Source organism: Actinosynnema sp. NPDC059335 (genome assembly GCF_042752395.1).
In the GTDB taxonomy this organism is placed as follows: Bacteria; Actinomycetota; Actinomycetes; order Mycobacteriales; family Pseudonocardiaceae; genus Actinosynnema.
On sequence record NZ_JBHYXZ010000020.1, the window covers coordinates 43,613 to 59,036 of the forward strand.

Here is a 15,424-nt window from a genome sequence, read left to right on the forward strand (position 1 = left end):
GTTACCCGGGGGGCCGGGGGGCCCCCCCCCGCCCCGGCGCCACTACGACCCCGGGCACTCCCGGCGGGCCAGGTACGAGCCCACGCCGTCGAGGTACAGGGCGAGGCCGAAGCGGAAGTCCGCGTCCAGGTCGCTCTCGTCGTAGAGGGTTTCCTGGTCGAACACGCCCGCCTCCACGACCCGGCTGAGCGCGGGCATCCGCCGGGGGTCCACCACCAGCCGCAACGCCCGCGCGTACGACGCGCCGAACGCCTCCGGGTTCTCCCGGAAGCCCTCGGCCAGCTCGGCGGTCATCCGCATCTCGCCGTGCACGAACGTCAGCAGCCCCATCACCACGGCCACCTTCTCGTCCTCGTTCAGCGGCGTGTCGTCCAGCGCGGCCAGCGCGGCGTCGAACCAGGCGAGGTTGCGCGGCCCGACCGGCGGCCCCGACAGGGGGATCCGCGCGTACCAGGGGTGCTTGCGCAGCGCGGCGAGCACGCTGAACGACCACAGCGTCAGCCTGGCCCGCCAGTCGCCGTCGGCCGGCATGTCGGGCGGGTCGTCCAGCGCCGCGTCGGTCATCAGCTTGAGCAGGTCGTCCTTGCTCCTCACGTACCGGTACAACGCCATGGTCGAGTTGCCGAGCTGCTGCGCGACCCGGGCCATCGACACCGCGCCGAGGCCCTCGGCGTCGGCGACCTCGATCGCGGCCCGGGTGATCTCGGTGACCGACAGCGCGGGCTTGCGCCCCCTGCGGGGCGCCTCCCGCATCCCCCAGAGCAGCGCCACCTCCGGCGGCACGCCGTTCTCCTCGGTCATCCCCACCCTCTCGTCGCCGGGTCCAGTCTAGGGCTTCCGCGATTAACTGCGTATGAGCTACGCTTTATCGCGTACCTGATACGCATAAGGGGGACGTGATGATCGTCGAGGTGACCGGGCTGCGCAAGCGCTACGGGCCGACGCCGGTGCTGGACGGGATGGATTTGGAGGTCGCCGAGGGGTCGGTCTTCGCGTTGCTCGGTCCCAACGGCGCCGGCAAGACCACCACCGTCCGGATCCTGTCCACGCTGACGCGCCCGGACGCCGGCACGGTGCGGGTGGCCGGGTTCGACGTGGTCCGCGAACCGGCCCGGGTGCGCGGCGCGATCAGCCTGACCGGCCAGTACGCGGCCGTGGACGCGGAGCAGACGGGCCGCGAGAACCTCGTCATGGTCGGCCGGCTCCTGCACCTGGGCCGGTCCGGGGCGGCCGGCCGGGCCGACGCGCTGCTGGAGCGGTTCGACCTGGTCGACGCCGCCGACCGCCGGGTCAGGACCTACTCGGGCGGCATGCGGCGGCGGCTGGACCTCGCGATGAGCCTGGTCGGCACGCCGAAGGTCATCTTCCTGGACGAGCCGACCACCGGCCTGGACCCGGCCAGCCGCACGACCATGTGGGACGCCATCCGCGACCTCGTGCGCTCCGGCACCACGATCTTCCTCACCACCCAGTACCTGGAGGAGGCCGACCGCCTGGCGGACCGGATCATGGTGCTGGCCGGCGGCAAGGTCGCCGCCGAGGGCACCGCGGACGACCTCAAGGCGCGCGTCGGCGGCGACCGGCTCGACCTCGGCTTCGGCTCCGTCGCGGCGCTGGACGCCGCGGCCGCCCGGCTCGGCGGCTTCCCCGACCGCGACCGGCTCGTGCTCAGCGTCCCGTCCGACGGCACCGCCGCGCACCTGCACCACGTGCTGGACGACCTGCGGGCCGCCGCCGTGCCGCCGGACCGGGTCTCCTCGCACCGCCCGACCCTCGACGACGTCTTCCTCGCCCTGACCGCCCGTGAAGGAGTGGCGGCATGAGCCACGCGATCGCCGACTCGATGACCATGATCGGCCGCAGCGTCCGGCTCGGCCGGCGCAACGTCGACACGCTGATCATGTCCATCGTCCTGCCGCTGATGATGATGGCCCTGTTCGTGTACGTGTTCGGCGGCGCGATCACCACCGGCACCGAGTACATCAACTACGTGGTGCCCGGCATCATCCTGCTGTGCACCGGCTACGGCGCCGCGTCCACCGCGATGTCCGTGGCCGACGACGTCAACGGCGGCATGATCGACCGCCTGCGCTCCCTGCCGATCCACGCTTCCGCCGTGCTCACCGGGCACGTCACGGCCAGCGTGGTCCGCAACGCCCTGTCGACCGCGATCGTGGTCGCCGCCGCCGTGGCCATGGGCTTCCGGCCGTCCGCGTCACCGGTCGAGTGGCTCGCCGCGACCGGGCTGCTCCTGCTCTACGTGCTGGCGCTGTCCTGGCTCGCGGCGGGGCTCGGCGCGGTGTCGAAGTCGGTCGAGTCGGCGAGCGCGTTGAGCTTCTTCATGCTGTTCCTGCCCTACCTGAGCAGCGCGTTCGTGCCGACCCACACCATGCCCGCGTTCCTGCGCGGCATCAGCGAGCACCAGCCGATCACGCCCATCATCGAGACCGTGCGCGGCCTGCTCACCGGCACCGCGATCGGCGACCGGGGGTGGCTCGCGCTCGCGTGGTCGGTCGGGCTGCTGGTCGTGTCGTTCGTCGTGGCGATCGCCCTCTACCGGCGGCGGGTGGACGACTGACCCGAGGCACGCGCTCCCCGGGCGGGGAGTGCACGCCGAACGCCGCGCTCCGACGGCGTTTCCGGGCTCACTCCTTCAGCCGGTGCACGACGACCAGCCCGCCGTGCAGCGGCAGGTGCCGGCGCTGGTCGTCCGTGGCCACGTACTCGTCCAGCACCGCGCCGATGCGGCGGTCGAGTTCGACCACGTCCTCCGGCGACAGGTGCAGCGCGAACCGCGCGTAGGTCCGCACGGACTCCGGCCCGGCCTCCGCCAGCTCCTCCTGGAACGCCTCCAGCGGCGCGGTGGTCCCGCCGCCGTCCACCAGCGGGCCGTCCAGCCACCACGAGACCCCGGTCGACCGGTACGGCTTCTCCAGCGCGCCGCTCGCCCCGGTGCGCACCTCGCCCGGCTCCAGGAACCCCGCCGCCGCCAACTGCCGCACGTGGTACAGCACGGTGCCGGGGTCGCGACCCAGCCGCTCGGCCAACTGCTTGTTGGTCAGCTCCTGCTGCGCGCACAGCCGCAGGATCCGCAGCCGCAACGGGTGGGCCAGCGCCTTCGTCTCCGCCACCGTCGCCGGACGCCGTCGCCGCTCAGCCATGGCGCCCAACTTATCCCACCGGTGGACGTCCACACCGATGGAGAAAACTCCACCGATGTGTCATCCTCCACCGGTGGCACCCCTGGGCACCCCCTTCCGCCGTCTGTGGACGTCGTCGGGCCTGTCGAACCTGGCCGACGGCGCGTTCAAGGTCGGGCTCCCGCTGGTCGCCGTCCAGACCACGCGCGAACCGACCCTGGTCGCGGGCCTGGTGTTCGCGCTGACGCTGCCCTGGCTGGTGTTCGCGCTCCCGGCCGGCGCGCTCACCGACCGCCTCGACCGCCGCCGCACCATGCTGTGGGCCAACGCGTGCCGGGCCGCCCTGCTGGCGCTCCTCGCCGGGGCGGCGGCGCTGGGCTGGGCGAACATCTGGCTGCTGTACGCCGTCGCGTTCGCCGCCGGCGTCGCCGAGACGCTCTACGACACCTCGGCCCAGTCCCTGCTGCCGCACCTGGTCGACCGGGACCGGCTGCCCCGGGCCAACTCCCGCCTGTTCGCCGTGGAGCTGACCGCGAACGAGTTCGTCGGGCCGCCCCTGGCCGGGCTCCTCGTCGCCGCGGGGGCGGTGGCCGCCTTCACCGCGCCCGCCGCGCTCTGGGTGGTCGCCCTCGTGGCGTTGTGGTCGGTCCGCGGCACGTTCAAGGTCGACCGCGAGCACCGCACCACGCTGCGCGCGGACATCGCCGAGGGGTTGCGCTTCCTGCTGCGGCACCGGTTGTTGCGCGCCCTCGCCGCCGTGGTGGGCGTGTTCAACATCGCGGGCACCGCGTCGGGCTCGGTGCTCGTCCTGCACGCGGTGGGTCCGGGCTCGGCGATGGGGCTGACCGGGCAGGTCTTCGGGCTGCTCCTCACCACCCCGGCCGTCGGCAGCCTGGTCGGCTCCCTCGCCGCGGAACGCGTGGTCGCCCGGCTCGGCCGCGCGCGGTCCCTGGCGGTCGGGTTCGTGGCCGGCTCGCTGCTCGTCGCGGCTCCGGCGGTCACCGCGAACCCGTACGCGGTCGCGGCGGCGTTCGCGGTCGCGGGCGCGGGCATCGCCGTGCTGAACGTGGTCGCGGTGTCGTTGCGGCAGCACGTCACGCCGGACCGCCTGCTCGGCCGGGTGAACAGCGCGTACCGCCTGGTCGCGTGGGGCACCATGCCGCTGGGCGCGGCGATCGGCGGCGCGGTCGCGCAGGCGTTCGGCGTGCGGGCGGTCTTCGCCGTGATGGCGGTGGTGTCGCTCCTGGCCCTGTGCGGCCTGACCGCCGTCACCGAGCGGAAGGTCGAGCGGGCCGTGGCCGCGTCAGCCCCGGCCTGAGGCGGCGTCGATCACCTCGTCCAGCACGTCCCGCGACCGGACCAGGTCGTCGATCAGCCGGTCGATGCGGGCCCGTTCGGCGGTGAGGTCGTGGACCAGCCGCGGCGTGGCGATCTCGGACGGACCGCCGTCCGCGTCCCGCATGCACGGCAGCATCGCCGCGATCTTCCTGCTGCTCAGGCCCGCGGCGAACAGCTCCTGGATGCGGATGACCCGGTCGACCGCCCGTTCGGGGTACTCCCGGTGGCCGCCGGCGGTGCGCTCGGAGGTCAGCAGCCCCTGCTGCTCGTAGTACCGCAGCGACCGCGCGCTCACCCCGGTGCGCTCGGCCAGCTCGCCGATCCGCATGTCCCCACCTCGCGTGAACCTGACACTGGTGTCACCTTCCACCGTAGCGCCGCGTGCAGTTGGATGTGCCGCGGGGAACGGGGGAATCCTGATGGTGGTCCGGATCCGCGGCCGCGCGTTGCCGCACGGCGAGCCGGTGGACCTCTACGCGGACGGCGACCGGTGGACCACCGACCCCGTCCCGGACGTCGAGCCGGTGGCCGAGGGCTGGCTGCTGCCGGGGCTGGTCGACGCGCACACCCACCCCGGAGCCGAGGCGCCGGGCGACCCGCTCGACCACGGACTGCTGCGCGAGCACCTCCGGCAGCACGTGGACGCCGGGGTGGCCGTGATCCGCGCGCCGGGCCTGGCCGACGAGCCGCCGCCGTGGTTCGGCGTGGACCCCGGGACGCCGCGGGCCTGGCACGCCGGGCCGTGGCTGGCGCAGCACGGCCAGTTCTTCGACGGCTGGGGCCGTCGCGCGGACCACGACCGGCTGCCCGCGATCGCGGCCGCGCAGGCGGGGCGCACGGGGTGGGCGAAGGTCATCGGCGACTGGGGCCCGACCGGCGACCCCGTGCCGCTCGCCGTGCTGACCGCCGTGGTGGAGGCGGTGCACGCGGTGGGCGGTCGGGTCGCCGTGCACACGCAGCAGGCGGCGGGCGGCGAGGCGGCGGTGCTGGCCGGGGCCGACTCGCTGGAGCACGGGATGCTGCTCGACCGCAGCCTGCTCGCGCGGATGGCGGAGCGGGGCACGGCGCTGACCCCGACGTTGTCCGTCCTGGAACGGACGGCGCCGGAAGTGCGCCGCCGCCCCGACAGCCCGGGCAAGCGGTGGTTCCTCCGCGGCGCCGAGTCCCACGCCGCCCTCGTCGCCGCCGCGGCCGAGGCGGGCGTCCGCGTGCTGGCCGGCACGGACTCCGTGCCGCACGGCCGGATCCTGGACGAGGTCCGGGCGCTGGCCGGCGCGGGCCTGCGCCCGCACGCCGCCCTCGCCGCCGCCTCCTGGGACGCCCGCGCCTACCTCGGCCTGCCGGGCCTGCAACCGGGCGCACCCGCCGACGCCGTCGTCTACGCCGAAGACCCGAGGACCGACCTGGACCAACTGGCTCACCCGACCGCCGTGATCCTCCGCGGCCGCCGCGTCCGCTGACCGCTGTGCCGCAAGGGATCCCTCGCGCCCGGCCCCCGCGCCCGACCGCTGCACGCGGCCCCCCGTGCCCGGCCGCCGCGCTCTACCCCCGGTGCCCCGTCCCCGCGGCTGCCACCGCGGCCCAGCCGCCGTGAGTGACCACCGCCGCGAGGGACCGTTGCGCTCGACGCCCGCCTCGGCCGGTCCACGGGTCCCGGGTCAGATCACGCCCAGGGCGAGCATGGCGTCGGCGACCTGGATGAAACCGGCGATGTTCGCGCCGGCCAGGTAGTTGCCGGGCTTGCCGTACAGGTCCGCCGTCTCCAGGCAGCGGTGGTGGATGCCGTGCATGATGTCCGCCAGCCGCCGCTCGGTGTGGTCGAAGCTCCACGAGTCCCGGGACGCGTTCTGCTGCATCTCCAGGGCGCTGGTGGCCACCCCGCCCGCGTTGGCCGCCTTGCCCGGGGCGAACAGGACGTCGGCCTCGGCGAACAGCCGGACGGCGTCCGGGGTGCACGGCATGTTGGCCCCCTCGGCCACGACCGCGCAGCCGTTGCGGACCAGCGTGGCGGCGTCCCGGCCGTTCAGCTCGTTCTGCGTGGCGCAGGGGAGGGCCACGTCGCAGGGGACGTCCCACACCGATCCGCCCTCGACGTACCGGGCCTCGGGTCGGGCCTGCGCGTAGTCGGAGATGCGGGCCCGGCTGCGCAGCTTGACGTCCTTGAGCAGGTCGAGGTCGATGCCCCGCTCGTCCACGACGTACCCGTTCGAGTCGGAGCAGGCGATCACCGTGCCGCCGAGCTGCCGGACCTTCTCCGCCGCGTAGATGGCGACGTTCCCGGACCCGGAGACGACCACCTTCTTGCCGTCGAACGAGTCGCCGCGCGTCTTGAGCATCTCCTCGGCGAAGAACACGGTGCCGTAACCGGTCGCCTCGGTCCTCACCTGCGAACCGCCCCAGGTCAGCCCCTTGCCGGTGAGCACACCGGACTCGTACCGGTTGGTGATGCGCTTGTACTGCCCGAACAGGTAGCCGATCTCCCGGCCGCCGACGCCGATGTCCCCGGCGGGCACGTCGGTGTGCTCGCCGATGTGCCGGTACAGCTCGGTCATGAACGCCTGGCAGAACCGCATGACCTCGCCGTCGGAGCGCCCCTTGGGGTCGAAGTCCGACCCGCCCTTGCCCCCGCCGATGGGCATGCCGGTCAGCGAGTTCTTGAAGATCTGCTCGAAGCCGAGGAACTTGACGATCCCCAGGTACACGGTCGGGTGGAACCGCAGGCCGCCCTTGTACGGCCCGAGGGCCGAGTTGAACTCCACCCGGAACCCGCGGTTGATCCGCACCGTCCCGGCGTCGTCCACCCACGGAACCCGGAAGATGATCTGCCGCTCCGGCTCGCACAACCGCCTGATCACCGCCGCGTCGGTGTACTCGGGGTGCTTGGCGACCACGGGACCGAGGCAGTCGAGGACCTCGCGCACCGCCTGGTGGAACTCGTCCTCACCGGGGTTGCGCCGCAGCACCTCGTCGTAGATGTCGCTCAGCTTCTCGTCCAGGATCGGCACGCGCGCACTCCTCATCGCCTGTCGCCGTCACGCGGGCGTAACCACCCGTTCACGGAGCATTCCACCTCATGCGGACTGCGATCGGGTGAACCGATCCGGTGAGTCCGGTCACTCGGGGTGAAGCGGACAAACCAACGGCCTGATCAGGAGGTGAAGCGGCGGCAACAGCGGGAGGGCGGTGTGCCCCGAGGGGTGTCCCAACCACTGGACGCGGCTCGTGCGGCGCTCTACAACGGTCCCAGCGCTACGCGTACCGGTGGCGGACGAGAGATTCGCCAGCGGGTCGAGGTGACGCTCGGGATCGACCGAAGGGCTGAAACCTTGGCCCGTATTTGACCGAAACACCCGTAGACGGCCGGTCCCAACCGGGACAGACGACGAAGGCCCTTGACCGGCGTATCCGCTGGTCAAGGGCCTTTCATGGTGGTGCCCCCGGCAGGATTCGAACCTGCGCACCCGCCTCCGGAGGGCGGTGCTCTATCCCCTGAGCTACGGGGGCCGCAGCTACGGGTGGAAGCTTAGCGCATGCCCGCGAGGCGATTTCACCCCCTACCCGCAAGGGTGGCGGGTAGGGGGTGAGCTGCGGTTTTCCGGTTGTCCGGCGGGTGTGGGCGGTGGTTCGGCCGAAGGTGGGCACGGTGGTGCACTACCCCGGTGCCGCCGGACGCGCGACCATCGCAGGTGATGGGCGCTCGCGTTGTGGTACCCGTCACGGTGGGCGGCGGTCCGCTCGGTGGGACGGTGCGGGCAGGGGTGGTGCCCGAAGTTGCATTCATGCGCATATGACTATATGTTCCGACTCATGGGTCACGGACACGGCCACGGAGTGTCGTCGGGGAGCGCCAAGCACCTCGGCCGACTGTGGGTCGCCTTCGCCATCGGCGCGGTCTTCATGGCGGCGGAGGGGGTTGTCGGCGTCCTCACCGGCTCGTTGGCCCTCATCTCCGACGCGGCCCACATGCTCACCGACGTCCTGGGCGTCGGCATGGCGTTGGCGGCGATCATGCTGGCCCGCCGGGCGCCCACGGGGGGCAGCCGCACGTTCGGCCTGTACCGGGCGGAGGTGTTGGCGGCGTTGGCCAACGCCGTGCTGCTGTTCGGTGTGGCCGGTTACGTCGTGTTCGAGGCCGTCGGCCGCTTCGGGAACCCGCCCGAGGTGCCCGGTCTGCCGGTCGTCCTCGTCTCGGCGGGCGGCCTGCTCGCCAACGTCGTCTCGTTCCTGATGCTCCGCGAGGGCGCGAAGGAGAGCATCAACGTCCGCGGCGCGTACCTCGAAGTCCTGGCGGACCTCATCGGGTCGGTCGGTGTGCTGATCAGCGGCGCGGTCACGCTGCTGTTCGGCTGGCGGTACGCCGACCCGATCATGGGTGTCGCGATCGGCCTGTTCGTCCTACCCCGCACGTACAAGCTCGCGGCGAGCGCGCTGCGCATCCTCTTCCAGCACGCGCCCGACCGCCTCGACGTCGCGGAGATGAAGTCCGACCTGGGCCGGCTGCCGGGCGTGGCCGAGGCGCACGACCTGCACGTGTGGACGCTCACCTCGGGCATGGAGGTCGCCTCCGCGCACCTCACCACCGCGGACGACGCCGACCCGGCCGAGGTGCTGCGCGCGGCCCAGGCGTTGCTGGCCCAGCGCTACCACATCGAGCACGCGACACTCCAGGTCGAACCAGGGGATTCCGCGCGCCGGTGCCGCGAAATCCCCTGGTGAGCGCCTACATCCTGGCGCACTGACCCGTCTTGGGCCCGCGCACCTGGTTCGCGACCCCGTTGTCCACCGGCGCCGGCTCGGCGCCCGTGCACGACAGCGGCCCGCCGACGGTGTTGCCGGCGACGAGCGTGCCGCCCTTGTTGTCCACCAGCCGCACCGGCCCGTCCACCGTCACTCGTTCCAGTGACACCTCACCGGACGTGCCGGTCACGTTCACCGGACCGCCGACCGACGTCTCCACCAGCACGACGGCCGCCGCGCCGGTGGCGGTCACCGGGCCGCCCAGCTCGCCGCCGAACACGTACAGCGACGCGCCCTCCGACACCGTCACCGGGCCCGTCACCGAAGCGCCGTCCACGCACGTCACGCCCGACCGCACGCGCAACGGCCCGGCGTGCTCGCCGGTCACCGACGCCGTGCACGTCACGTACGGCTCGGCCAGCAGCTCGACCTCGGCCACGGTCACCGAACCGGGGAACTCCAGCCGGTAGTGCTGGTAGTGCCCCGGCCGGGCGATCTTGAACGCCCGCGTCTGCTGCCGCCACGGGAACGCCTCGCCCGAGCGCTCGTCCGCGGTGAACCAGGTCTTCCCGTCGTAGGAGCCCTTGAGCACCCACGACGACGGGTCGCCCGCCGCCTTGCCCGAGGTGAGCGTGTAGAACGTGGCGCTCTCCTTCTTCGACGGCAGGTCCACCTGAAGCCACGACAGCGCGCCGGAGGTCTGCGAGGTGTTGTCCACGACGGCCGCCGGAGCGCCGGTCACGGTCCCGAGCAGCGTCACGTCGCGCAGCGGCGCGGGAGGCGCGGAACCAGTGGTCAACGACGGCGGCGCGGCGTCCGGACCGGTGGCCCAGCGCGACGGCGCGGACCCCATCTCGAAGTCCAGCACGCCGCCGCCCGCGATCTCCGCGTGCGGCAGGTGCGCCTTGTCCCACTTCTTGCCGTTGACCTTCAACGACTGCACGTAGACGTTCCCCGCCGAGTTCGCGGGCGCGTTGACCACGAGCGTGCGCCCGTTCTCCAGGTGCACGGTCAGCTTCTTGAACAGCGGCGACCCGATCGCGTACGAGTCGTTGCCCATCTGCAGCGGGTAGAAGCCCATCGCGCTGAACAGCCACCACGCCGACTGCTCGCCGTTGTCCTCGTCGCCGGGGTAGCCCTGGCCGATCTCGCTGCCCAGGTACAGCCGGGACAGGATCTCGCGCACCTTCTCCTGCGTCTTCCACGGCTGACCGGCGTAGTCGTACATGTACGCGATGTGGTGCGACACCTGGTTGGAGTGCCCGAGCTGACCCATCCGCACGTCGCGCGCCTCGGTCATCTCGTGGATCACGCCGCCGTACGAGCCGGGGAACTTCGCCGTCTCCGGCGTGGCGAAGAACTCGTCCAGCTTCTTCGCCAGCCCCTCCCGGCCGCCGTACAGGTTGGCCAGGCCCTGGCCGTCGTGCGGCACGGAGAACGCCATGTTCCAGCCGTCGGTCTCGGTGTAGTCGTGGCCCCACTCGCGCGGGTCGTACTCCTCCGGCGAGGCGCGCCACGCGCCGTCCGGGTTGCGGCCCTGGAAGAAGCCCGTGTTCGGGTCGAACATGTGGACGTAGTTCCGCGCGCGGTTGGCGAAGTACTCGTACGCCGCCTCGTACTGCGCGTCGCCGGTCCGCTCGTGCAGCGCCTTGGCCATGTTCGCGATGCCGTAGTCGTTGACGTAGCCCTCGATCGCCCACGACATGCCCTCGCCGGTGGCGGTGGACGTGTAGCCGGTGAAGATCGAGGTGTCCAGGCCCTTGCGGCCGACGCCCGCGTTCGGCGGCGCGACCGTCGCGTTCTTCACCGCCGCGTCGAACGCGGCCTTGGCGTCGGGCAGGTCGACGCCCTTCACGAACGCGTCCGCGAACGCCACGTCCGAGCTGGTGCCGGTCATCAGGTTCGCGTAACCGGGCGACGACCAGCGCGAGATCCACCCGCCGTCGCGGTACTGCTGCACGAACCCGTCCGCCAGTTCGGCCGCCTTCGTCGGCGTCAGCAGGCTGTACGCGGGCCACGTGGTCCGGTAGGTGTCCCAGAACCCGTTGTTGACGTAGATCTTGCCGTCCACGACCTTCGCCCCGGTCCGCGTCGGCGTGGACGCGCCGGCGGGCTGCACGGGGGAGGCGTACTGGTACCGGGGCGCGTCGGCGGTGCCGGTGTTCTCGAAGCCGGAGTTCGGGTACAGGTAAAGCCGGTAGAGGTTCGAGTAGAGCGTGGTGAGCTGGTCCTCCGTGGCCCCCTCCACCTCGACCACGCCGAGCACCCGGTCCCACGCCTGCTGCGCGCGGTCGCGGACCGACTCGAACGTGTCCGAAGGGGACACCTCCAGCTCCAGGTTGCGCCGCGCCTGGTCGACGCCGAGCAACGACGTCGCGATCTTCATCGTCACGGTCTTGTCGCCGGACGTGTCGAACCGGAAGTAGCCGGCCACGTTGTCCCGGCCCACGCCGGTCAGCCGGCCGGACCCCGTCACCGGCTTGTCCACGACGCCGTACACGAACAGCCTGGTCGCGCCGGTGGACAGGCCGCTCTTGACGTCCGAGAAGCCCGTCACCACACCGGTCGCCGGGTCCAGCGTGAGCCCACCGCCGTTGTTGACGTTGTCGAACACCAGGTTGGACGTGTCGTCCACGAACGTGAAGCGGAACACCGCCGCGTGGTCGGTCGGGGCGATCTCGGTGCGCATCCCGTTCTCGAACCGCACGCCGTAGTAGTGCGCCCGCGCGGTCTCGTTCTCGTGCTTGAACGGCAGCGCGCGCACGGCCCGGTCGGCGGTCGGCGTGCCGGTGGACGGCATCACCTGGAACGTCTGCCGGTCGCCCATCCACGGGCTCGGCTCGTGGCTCGCGGTGAACGCCTGCACCGTCGGCAGGTTGTCCCGGTTGTTGGTCTTGGCGTACTCGTAGAGCCAGCTGATCGAGCCCGCGTTCGTCATGGGCGACCAGAAGTTGAAGCCGTGCGGCACGGCGGTGGCCGGGAAGTTGTTGCCGCGCGAGAACGAACCGCTGGAGTTGGTGCCCCGGGTGGTCAGCACCCAGTCCGACGGGCGCGGGCGCTCGACCACGACGGGCGCGGACTTCACCGCGATGTCGTCCACCCAGCCGTTGAACCCGGCCGGACCCCCGGGGTTGTCGTAGGCCAGCAGGATCCGCTTGACCGTCTTGCCCGCGGCCACCGAGCCGATGACGGACGCCACGCGGTTCCACTGGTTGGTGTAGAGCGACTTCGCCGCGCCCTGGCCGCGCGGTGACAGCTCGAACCCGTGCTGGTCGCGCGCGCCCAGGTCGCTGAGGTAGGTGCCGTCGGCGAACGCGAGGTCCACCGAGACGAACGTGGCCGGGTAGTTCAGGTCGTCCGTGGTGAACGACGGGAAGATCAGGTAGGACAGCTCGGTGGTCGGCGTGACCGGGATGTCGACCTCGAAGACCTTGTTGTACGAGTAGCCGCGCCCCTCGGCGACGTGCGTCCCCTGGTACCGCAACGCCCGCACGCCGGTGAAGCCCGCGCCCGCCTTGGCGTTGTAGCCGCCGTTGGCGCCCTTGCCCGCAGTGGTGCGCATGTGTTGCGCGGGCGGCGTGGTGGAGCCGTCGGAGAACTGCACCTCGGCGAGCTGGACGAGGTCGACGCCGCCCGCGTTGGCGGTGATGTCGAGCTGGTAGTGCTTGAACGCCCCGGTGTTCGCGGTGTCGTAGGTCTTGGTCTGGAACCGCTCGGTGAAGACCTCGCCGGCGCGGGCGTCGACCGGCGTCCACGTGCTGCCGTCGTTGGAGCCGCGCAGGGTCCAGTCCTTCGGGTCGCGCTCGGGCGCGTCGTTGGCCGAGGACAGCGCGTAGCGCTTGACCGCGACCGGCTCGGCGAAGGTGAACCGCACCCAGCCGGTGCGGGTGAAGGTGAGCCACTTCGACGCCACGTTGCCGTCGACCAGGTTCTCCTTGACCTCGCCGGACCCGGTGTTCTCCGAGTTGGCGGCCACGTCGACCACACGGTCGGTGACGTTGCCGGGGATGCCGGTGGAGTCCGAGCCGTTGACGCCGGACGTCCTCGGCGTGCCGTCCGGGCCCGTCTCGACGGTGTTCACCCACGTCGGCTGGGGCTGCCCGTCCTCGAACGAGGTGGCGAAGAGCGTCTCGCTCACGGCTGGCTCCCCCGGTGCGGCGGTCGCGGACGACCAGCCTCCCACGCTCCCCACCGCGAGTGCGATGGTCGAGACCACCGCCAGCGATCTCCTGACCCGCATGTGCCCCATTGCGCACGCCTTTCACCCGGACAACCCGATCTTTAGCGAAGCAAAGGGGTAGCTGACATCGTTGTCAAGTGGGGTCGGGAATCTTGTCCGCAGACCTGTCCGGGTGCTGCTCCGGGCGATCTACACTCACTCGCTGTGACGGCCCGGAACCCGCCCCCGGTGGGCACCCCCGCGGGGATGCGCGTGCTGAACCAGCGCGCGGTGCTCGACCGGCTGCGGGACGGCGGTCCGGCGACCAGGCCGCAGATCGCCCGGGACACCGGGTTGTCCAAGCCGACCGTGGGCCAGGCGCTGCTCGACCTGGAGCAGCACGGCCTGGTCCGGCCCATCGGCCGCACGTCGGCCGGGCCGGGCCGGTCGGCCGTGGTCTACGAGCCGAACCCCGCCGCCGGGCACGTGCTGGGGGTGGACATCGGCGGGCAGCGGATCCGGGCGGCGGTGGCGGACCTGGCCGGCTCGGTGATCGCGCGGGTGGACGAGCGCAACCGGTGCCGGTCGGCGACGGCGCTGGTCCGCACGGTGCGGGAGCTGGCGGAGCGGACCGCGGCCGACGCCGGGCTGTCGCTGGACGACATGGTGGTCAAGGTGGTCGGCACGCCCGGCGTGCCCGACCCGCGCGACCGGACCCTGCACCACGCGCCGAACCTGCCCGGCTGGGAGCGGCCCGGCCTGCTGGACGACCTGGAGGCCGCCCTCGGTGCGGACCTGGTGGTGGAGAACGACGCCAACCTGGCCGCCGTGGGGGAGCAGGCCCAGGGCGCGGCGCGGGGCGCGGACGTGTTCGTGTGCGTCACCGTCGGCACCGGGATCGGCATGGGGATCGTGGTGGACGGCCGGCTGTTCCGCGGCGCGCACGGCGCGGCGGGCGAGGTCGGGTACCTGCCCTACACCGGCCAGTCCGAGGAGGACGGACGGCAGCGCGGCCAGGTCGAGGCGGCCGCGGCGGCGGAGTCCGTGGTGGCGCTGGCGAAGCAGCGCGGCCTGCCCGCGCGGTCGGCGCGCGACGTGTTCGCCGCCGCGAAGGCCGGTGACGGGCGGGCGCTGCTGGCCGTGCGCGACGAGGCCGAGCGGCTGGCGTTCGTGGTCGCGTCGGTGGTGGCGGTGGTCGACCCCGAGCTGGTGGTGCTCGGCGGCGGCATCGGCAGCAACACCGACCTGTTGCAGGAGCCCCTGGAGGCCGCGCTGCGGCGGATGACGCCGCTCGTGCCGCGGATCGTGGCGGGGGAGCTGGGCGACGCCGCGGTGCTCGGCGGCGCGATCGAGATCGGGTTGCGGTCGGCGCGCGAGCTGGTGTTCGACCGTCGCGGCACGTGACGCAGCGACCAGTAGTCGAGCGACTCTCACCTGCTGATTCACTCGAAAGTCGTAGGAGCGAACTCGCCGGTAAGGACGTAGCGTGACCGTACCTCCTCCTGGAGGGTGTGTGTCCTTTCGCAGTGAGAAGGGGAGTCGAGAGGGGAGTACGGGGGACGTGGTCCCCTTTCGACCGTGGCACGGGGCAGGTGCCGCGCCCGCAAACACCTGCCCCGTGTAACACACATGGGTGCAACTCGCCTGGGCGCGCCGGCAGGTGGCCGAGGTAGCCGTCGAACCGGGGTGGGCTGTCGGTGGTGAAGTCGACCGCCTGGGCGCAGGCGTGGTCACGCTTCCGGCTCTCGCCGTGGTACGGGTGCGCCGTCCGGGCCCACCGCCCGGCCGTGCACGGACTCGCCGCTGCCCGCCCGCTCGTCCGCGACCGCGCTCGTGCCGGTGGTCGGCAGCGCCAGTGCGGTGAACAGGACCATTGATCGCCTGATTCGCGCGCACATTGCCCCTGGGGCGATCGCCATTGACGGGAATCCGAGATGAATGCGCGGCGTGAATGCCGCCAGGGGCTGGTTGGGCCGCCGGGGGTGTTGGGGGGGGCGGTGCGCCGGCGCCGCGTTCGCGGGGGCTGGGGGCGGCCCCCGGCCCGGTGTGT

General features: G+C 72.4%; 12 protein-coding genes and 1 tRNA gene. 6 read left to right on the forward strand and 7 right to left on the reverse strand.

Annotation, left to right across the window (positions count from 1 at the left end):
- Positions 1-42: 42 nt before the first annotated feature.
- The gene (locus ACFXGA_RS09305) at positions 43-801 is read right to left on the reverse strand and encodes a TetR/AcrR family transcriptional regulator (protein ID WP_378085899.1); all 759 of its coding nucleotides are present in this window, start codon (positions 799-801) and stop codon (positions 43-45) included.
- Positions 802-899: 98 nt separating this feature from the next.
- On the opposite strand from ACFXGA_RS09305, the gene ACFXGA_RS09310 reads away from it, so the two are divergent.
- Positions 900-1,823, forward strand: a complete 924-nt coding sequence (locus ACFXGA_RS09310; RefSeq protein WP_378085901.1) for an ATP-binding cassette domain-containing protein — start codon at positions 900-902, stop codon at positions 1,821-1,823.
- The gene (locus ACFXGA_RS09315) at positions 1,820-2,578 is read left to right on the forward strand and encodes an ABC transporter permease (protein WP_378085903.1); all 759 of its coding nucleotides are present in this window, start codon (positions 1,820-1,822) and stop codon (positions 2,576-2,578) included. The genes ACFXGA_RS09310 and ACFXGA_RS09315 overlap by 4 nt, the downstream gene beginning before the upstream one ends.
- Before the next feature lie 67 nt (positions 2,579-2,645).
- On the opposite strand, the gene ACFXGA_RS09320 is transcribed toward ACFXGA_RS09315, so the two are convergent.
- Positions 2,646-3,161: an ArsR/SmtB family transcription factor gene (locus ACFXGA_RS09320; RefSeq protein ID WP_378085905.1), complete on the reverse strand. Its 516-nt coding sequence runs from the start codon at positions 3,159-3,161 to the stop codon at positions 2,646-2,648.
- Positions 3,162-3,234: 73 nt separating this feature from the next.
- Here ACFXGA_RS09320 and ACFXGA_RS09325 point away from each other — a divergent pair, with 73 nt between their 5' ends.
- Positions 3,235-4,458: an MFS transporter gene (locus tag ACFXGA_RS09325; RefSeq protein ID WP_378085907.1), complete on the forward strand. Its 1,224-nt coding sequence runs from the start codon at positions 3,235-3,237 to the stop codon at positions 4,456-4,458.
- Here the strand turns inward: ACFXGA_RS09325 and ACFXGA_RS09330 are convergent.
- A complete protein-coding gene (locus tag ACFXGA_RS09330; protein ID WP_378085909.1) occupies positions 4,444-4,806 on the reverse strand; it encodes a MerR family transcriptional regulator in 363 nt (120 codons plus the stop codon). The genes ACFXGA_RS09325 and ACFXGA_RS09330 overlap by 15 nt on opposite strands.
- A 91-nt stretch (positions 4,807-4,897) precedes the next feature.
- Here ACFXGA_RS09330 and ACFXGA_RS09335 point away from each other — a divergent pair, with 91 nt between their 5' ends.
- Positions 4,898-5,938: an amidohydrolase family protein gene (locus tag ACFXGA_RS09335; RefSeq protein ID WP_378085911.1), complete on the forward strand. Its 1,041-nt coding sequence runs from the start codon at positions 4,898-4,900 to the stop codon at positions 5,936-5,938.
- A gap of 198 nt (positions 5,939-6,136) precedes the next feature.
- On the opposite strand, the gene gdhA is transcribed toward ACFXGA_RS09335, so the two are convergent.
- The gene (gene gdhA, locus ACFXGA_RS09340) at positions 6,137-7,483 is read right to left on the reverse strand and encodes an NADP-specific glutamate dehydrogenase (RefSeq protein ID WP_378085913.1); all 1,347 of its coding nucleotides are present in this window, start codon (positions 7,481-7,483) and stop codon (positions 6,137-6,139) included.
- Between the two features lie 424 nt (positions 7,484-7,907).
- Positions 7,908-7,982, reverse strand: a tRNA-Arg gene (locus ACFXGA_RS09345).
- Between the two features lie 303 nt (positions 7,983-8,285).
- On the opposite strand from ACFXGA_RS09345, the gene ACFXGA_RS09350 reads away from it, so the two are divergent.
- Positions 8,286-9,194 carry a cation diffusion facilitator family transporter gene (locus tag ACFXGA_RS09350; RefSeq protein ID WP_378085915.1) on the forward strand — a complete coding sequence of 303 codons (909 nt, stop codon included), beginning with the start codon at positions 8,286-8,288 and terminating at the stop codon, positions 9,192-9,194.
- Positions 9,195-9,198: 4 nt separating this feature from the next.
- On the opposite strand, the gene ACFXGA_RS09355 is transcribed toward ACFXGA_RS09350, so the two are convergent.
- The gene (locus ACFXGA_RS09355) at positions 9,199-13,464 is read right to left on the reverse strand and encodes a GH92 family glycosyl hydrolase (RefSeq protein WP_378085917.1); all 4,266 of its coding nucleotides are present in this window, start codon (positions 13,462-13,464) and stop codon (positions 9,199-9,201) included.
- 177 nt (positions 13,465-13,641) lie between these two features.
- Here ACFXGA_RS09355 and ACFXGA_RS09360 point away from each other — a divergent pair, with 177 nt between their 5' ends.
- Positions 13,642-14,778, forward strand: coding sequence for an ROK family protein (locus ACFXGA_RS09360; RefSeq protein WP_378085956.1), 1,137 nt, complete (start codon positions 13,642-13,644; stop codon positions 14,776-14,778).
- Positions 14,779-15,104: 326 nt separating this feature from the next.
- Here ACFXGA_RS09360 and ACFXGA_RS09365 read toward each other — a convergent pair whose 3' ends face one another.
- The gene (locus tag ACFXGA_RS09365; RefSeq protein ID WP_378085919.1) at positions 15,105-15,248 is read right to left on the reverse strand and encodes a hypothetical protein; all 144 of its coding nucleotides are present in this window, start codon (positions 15,246-15,248) and stop codon (positions 15,105-15,107) included.
- Positions 15,249-15,424 lie beyond the last annotated feature (176 nt).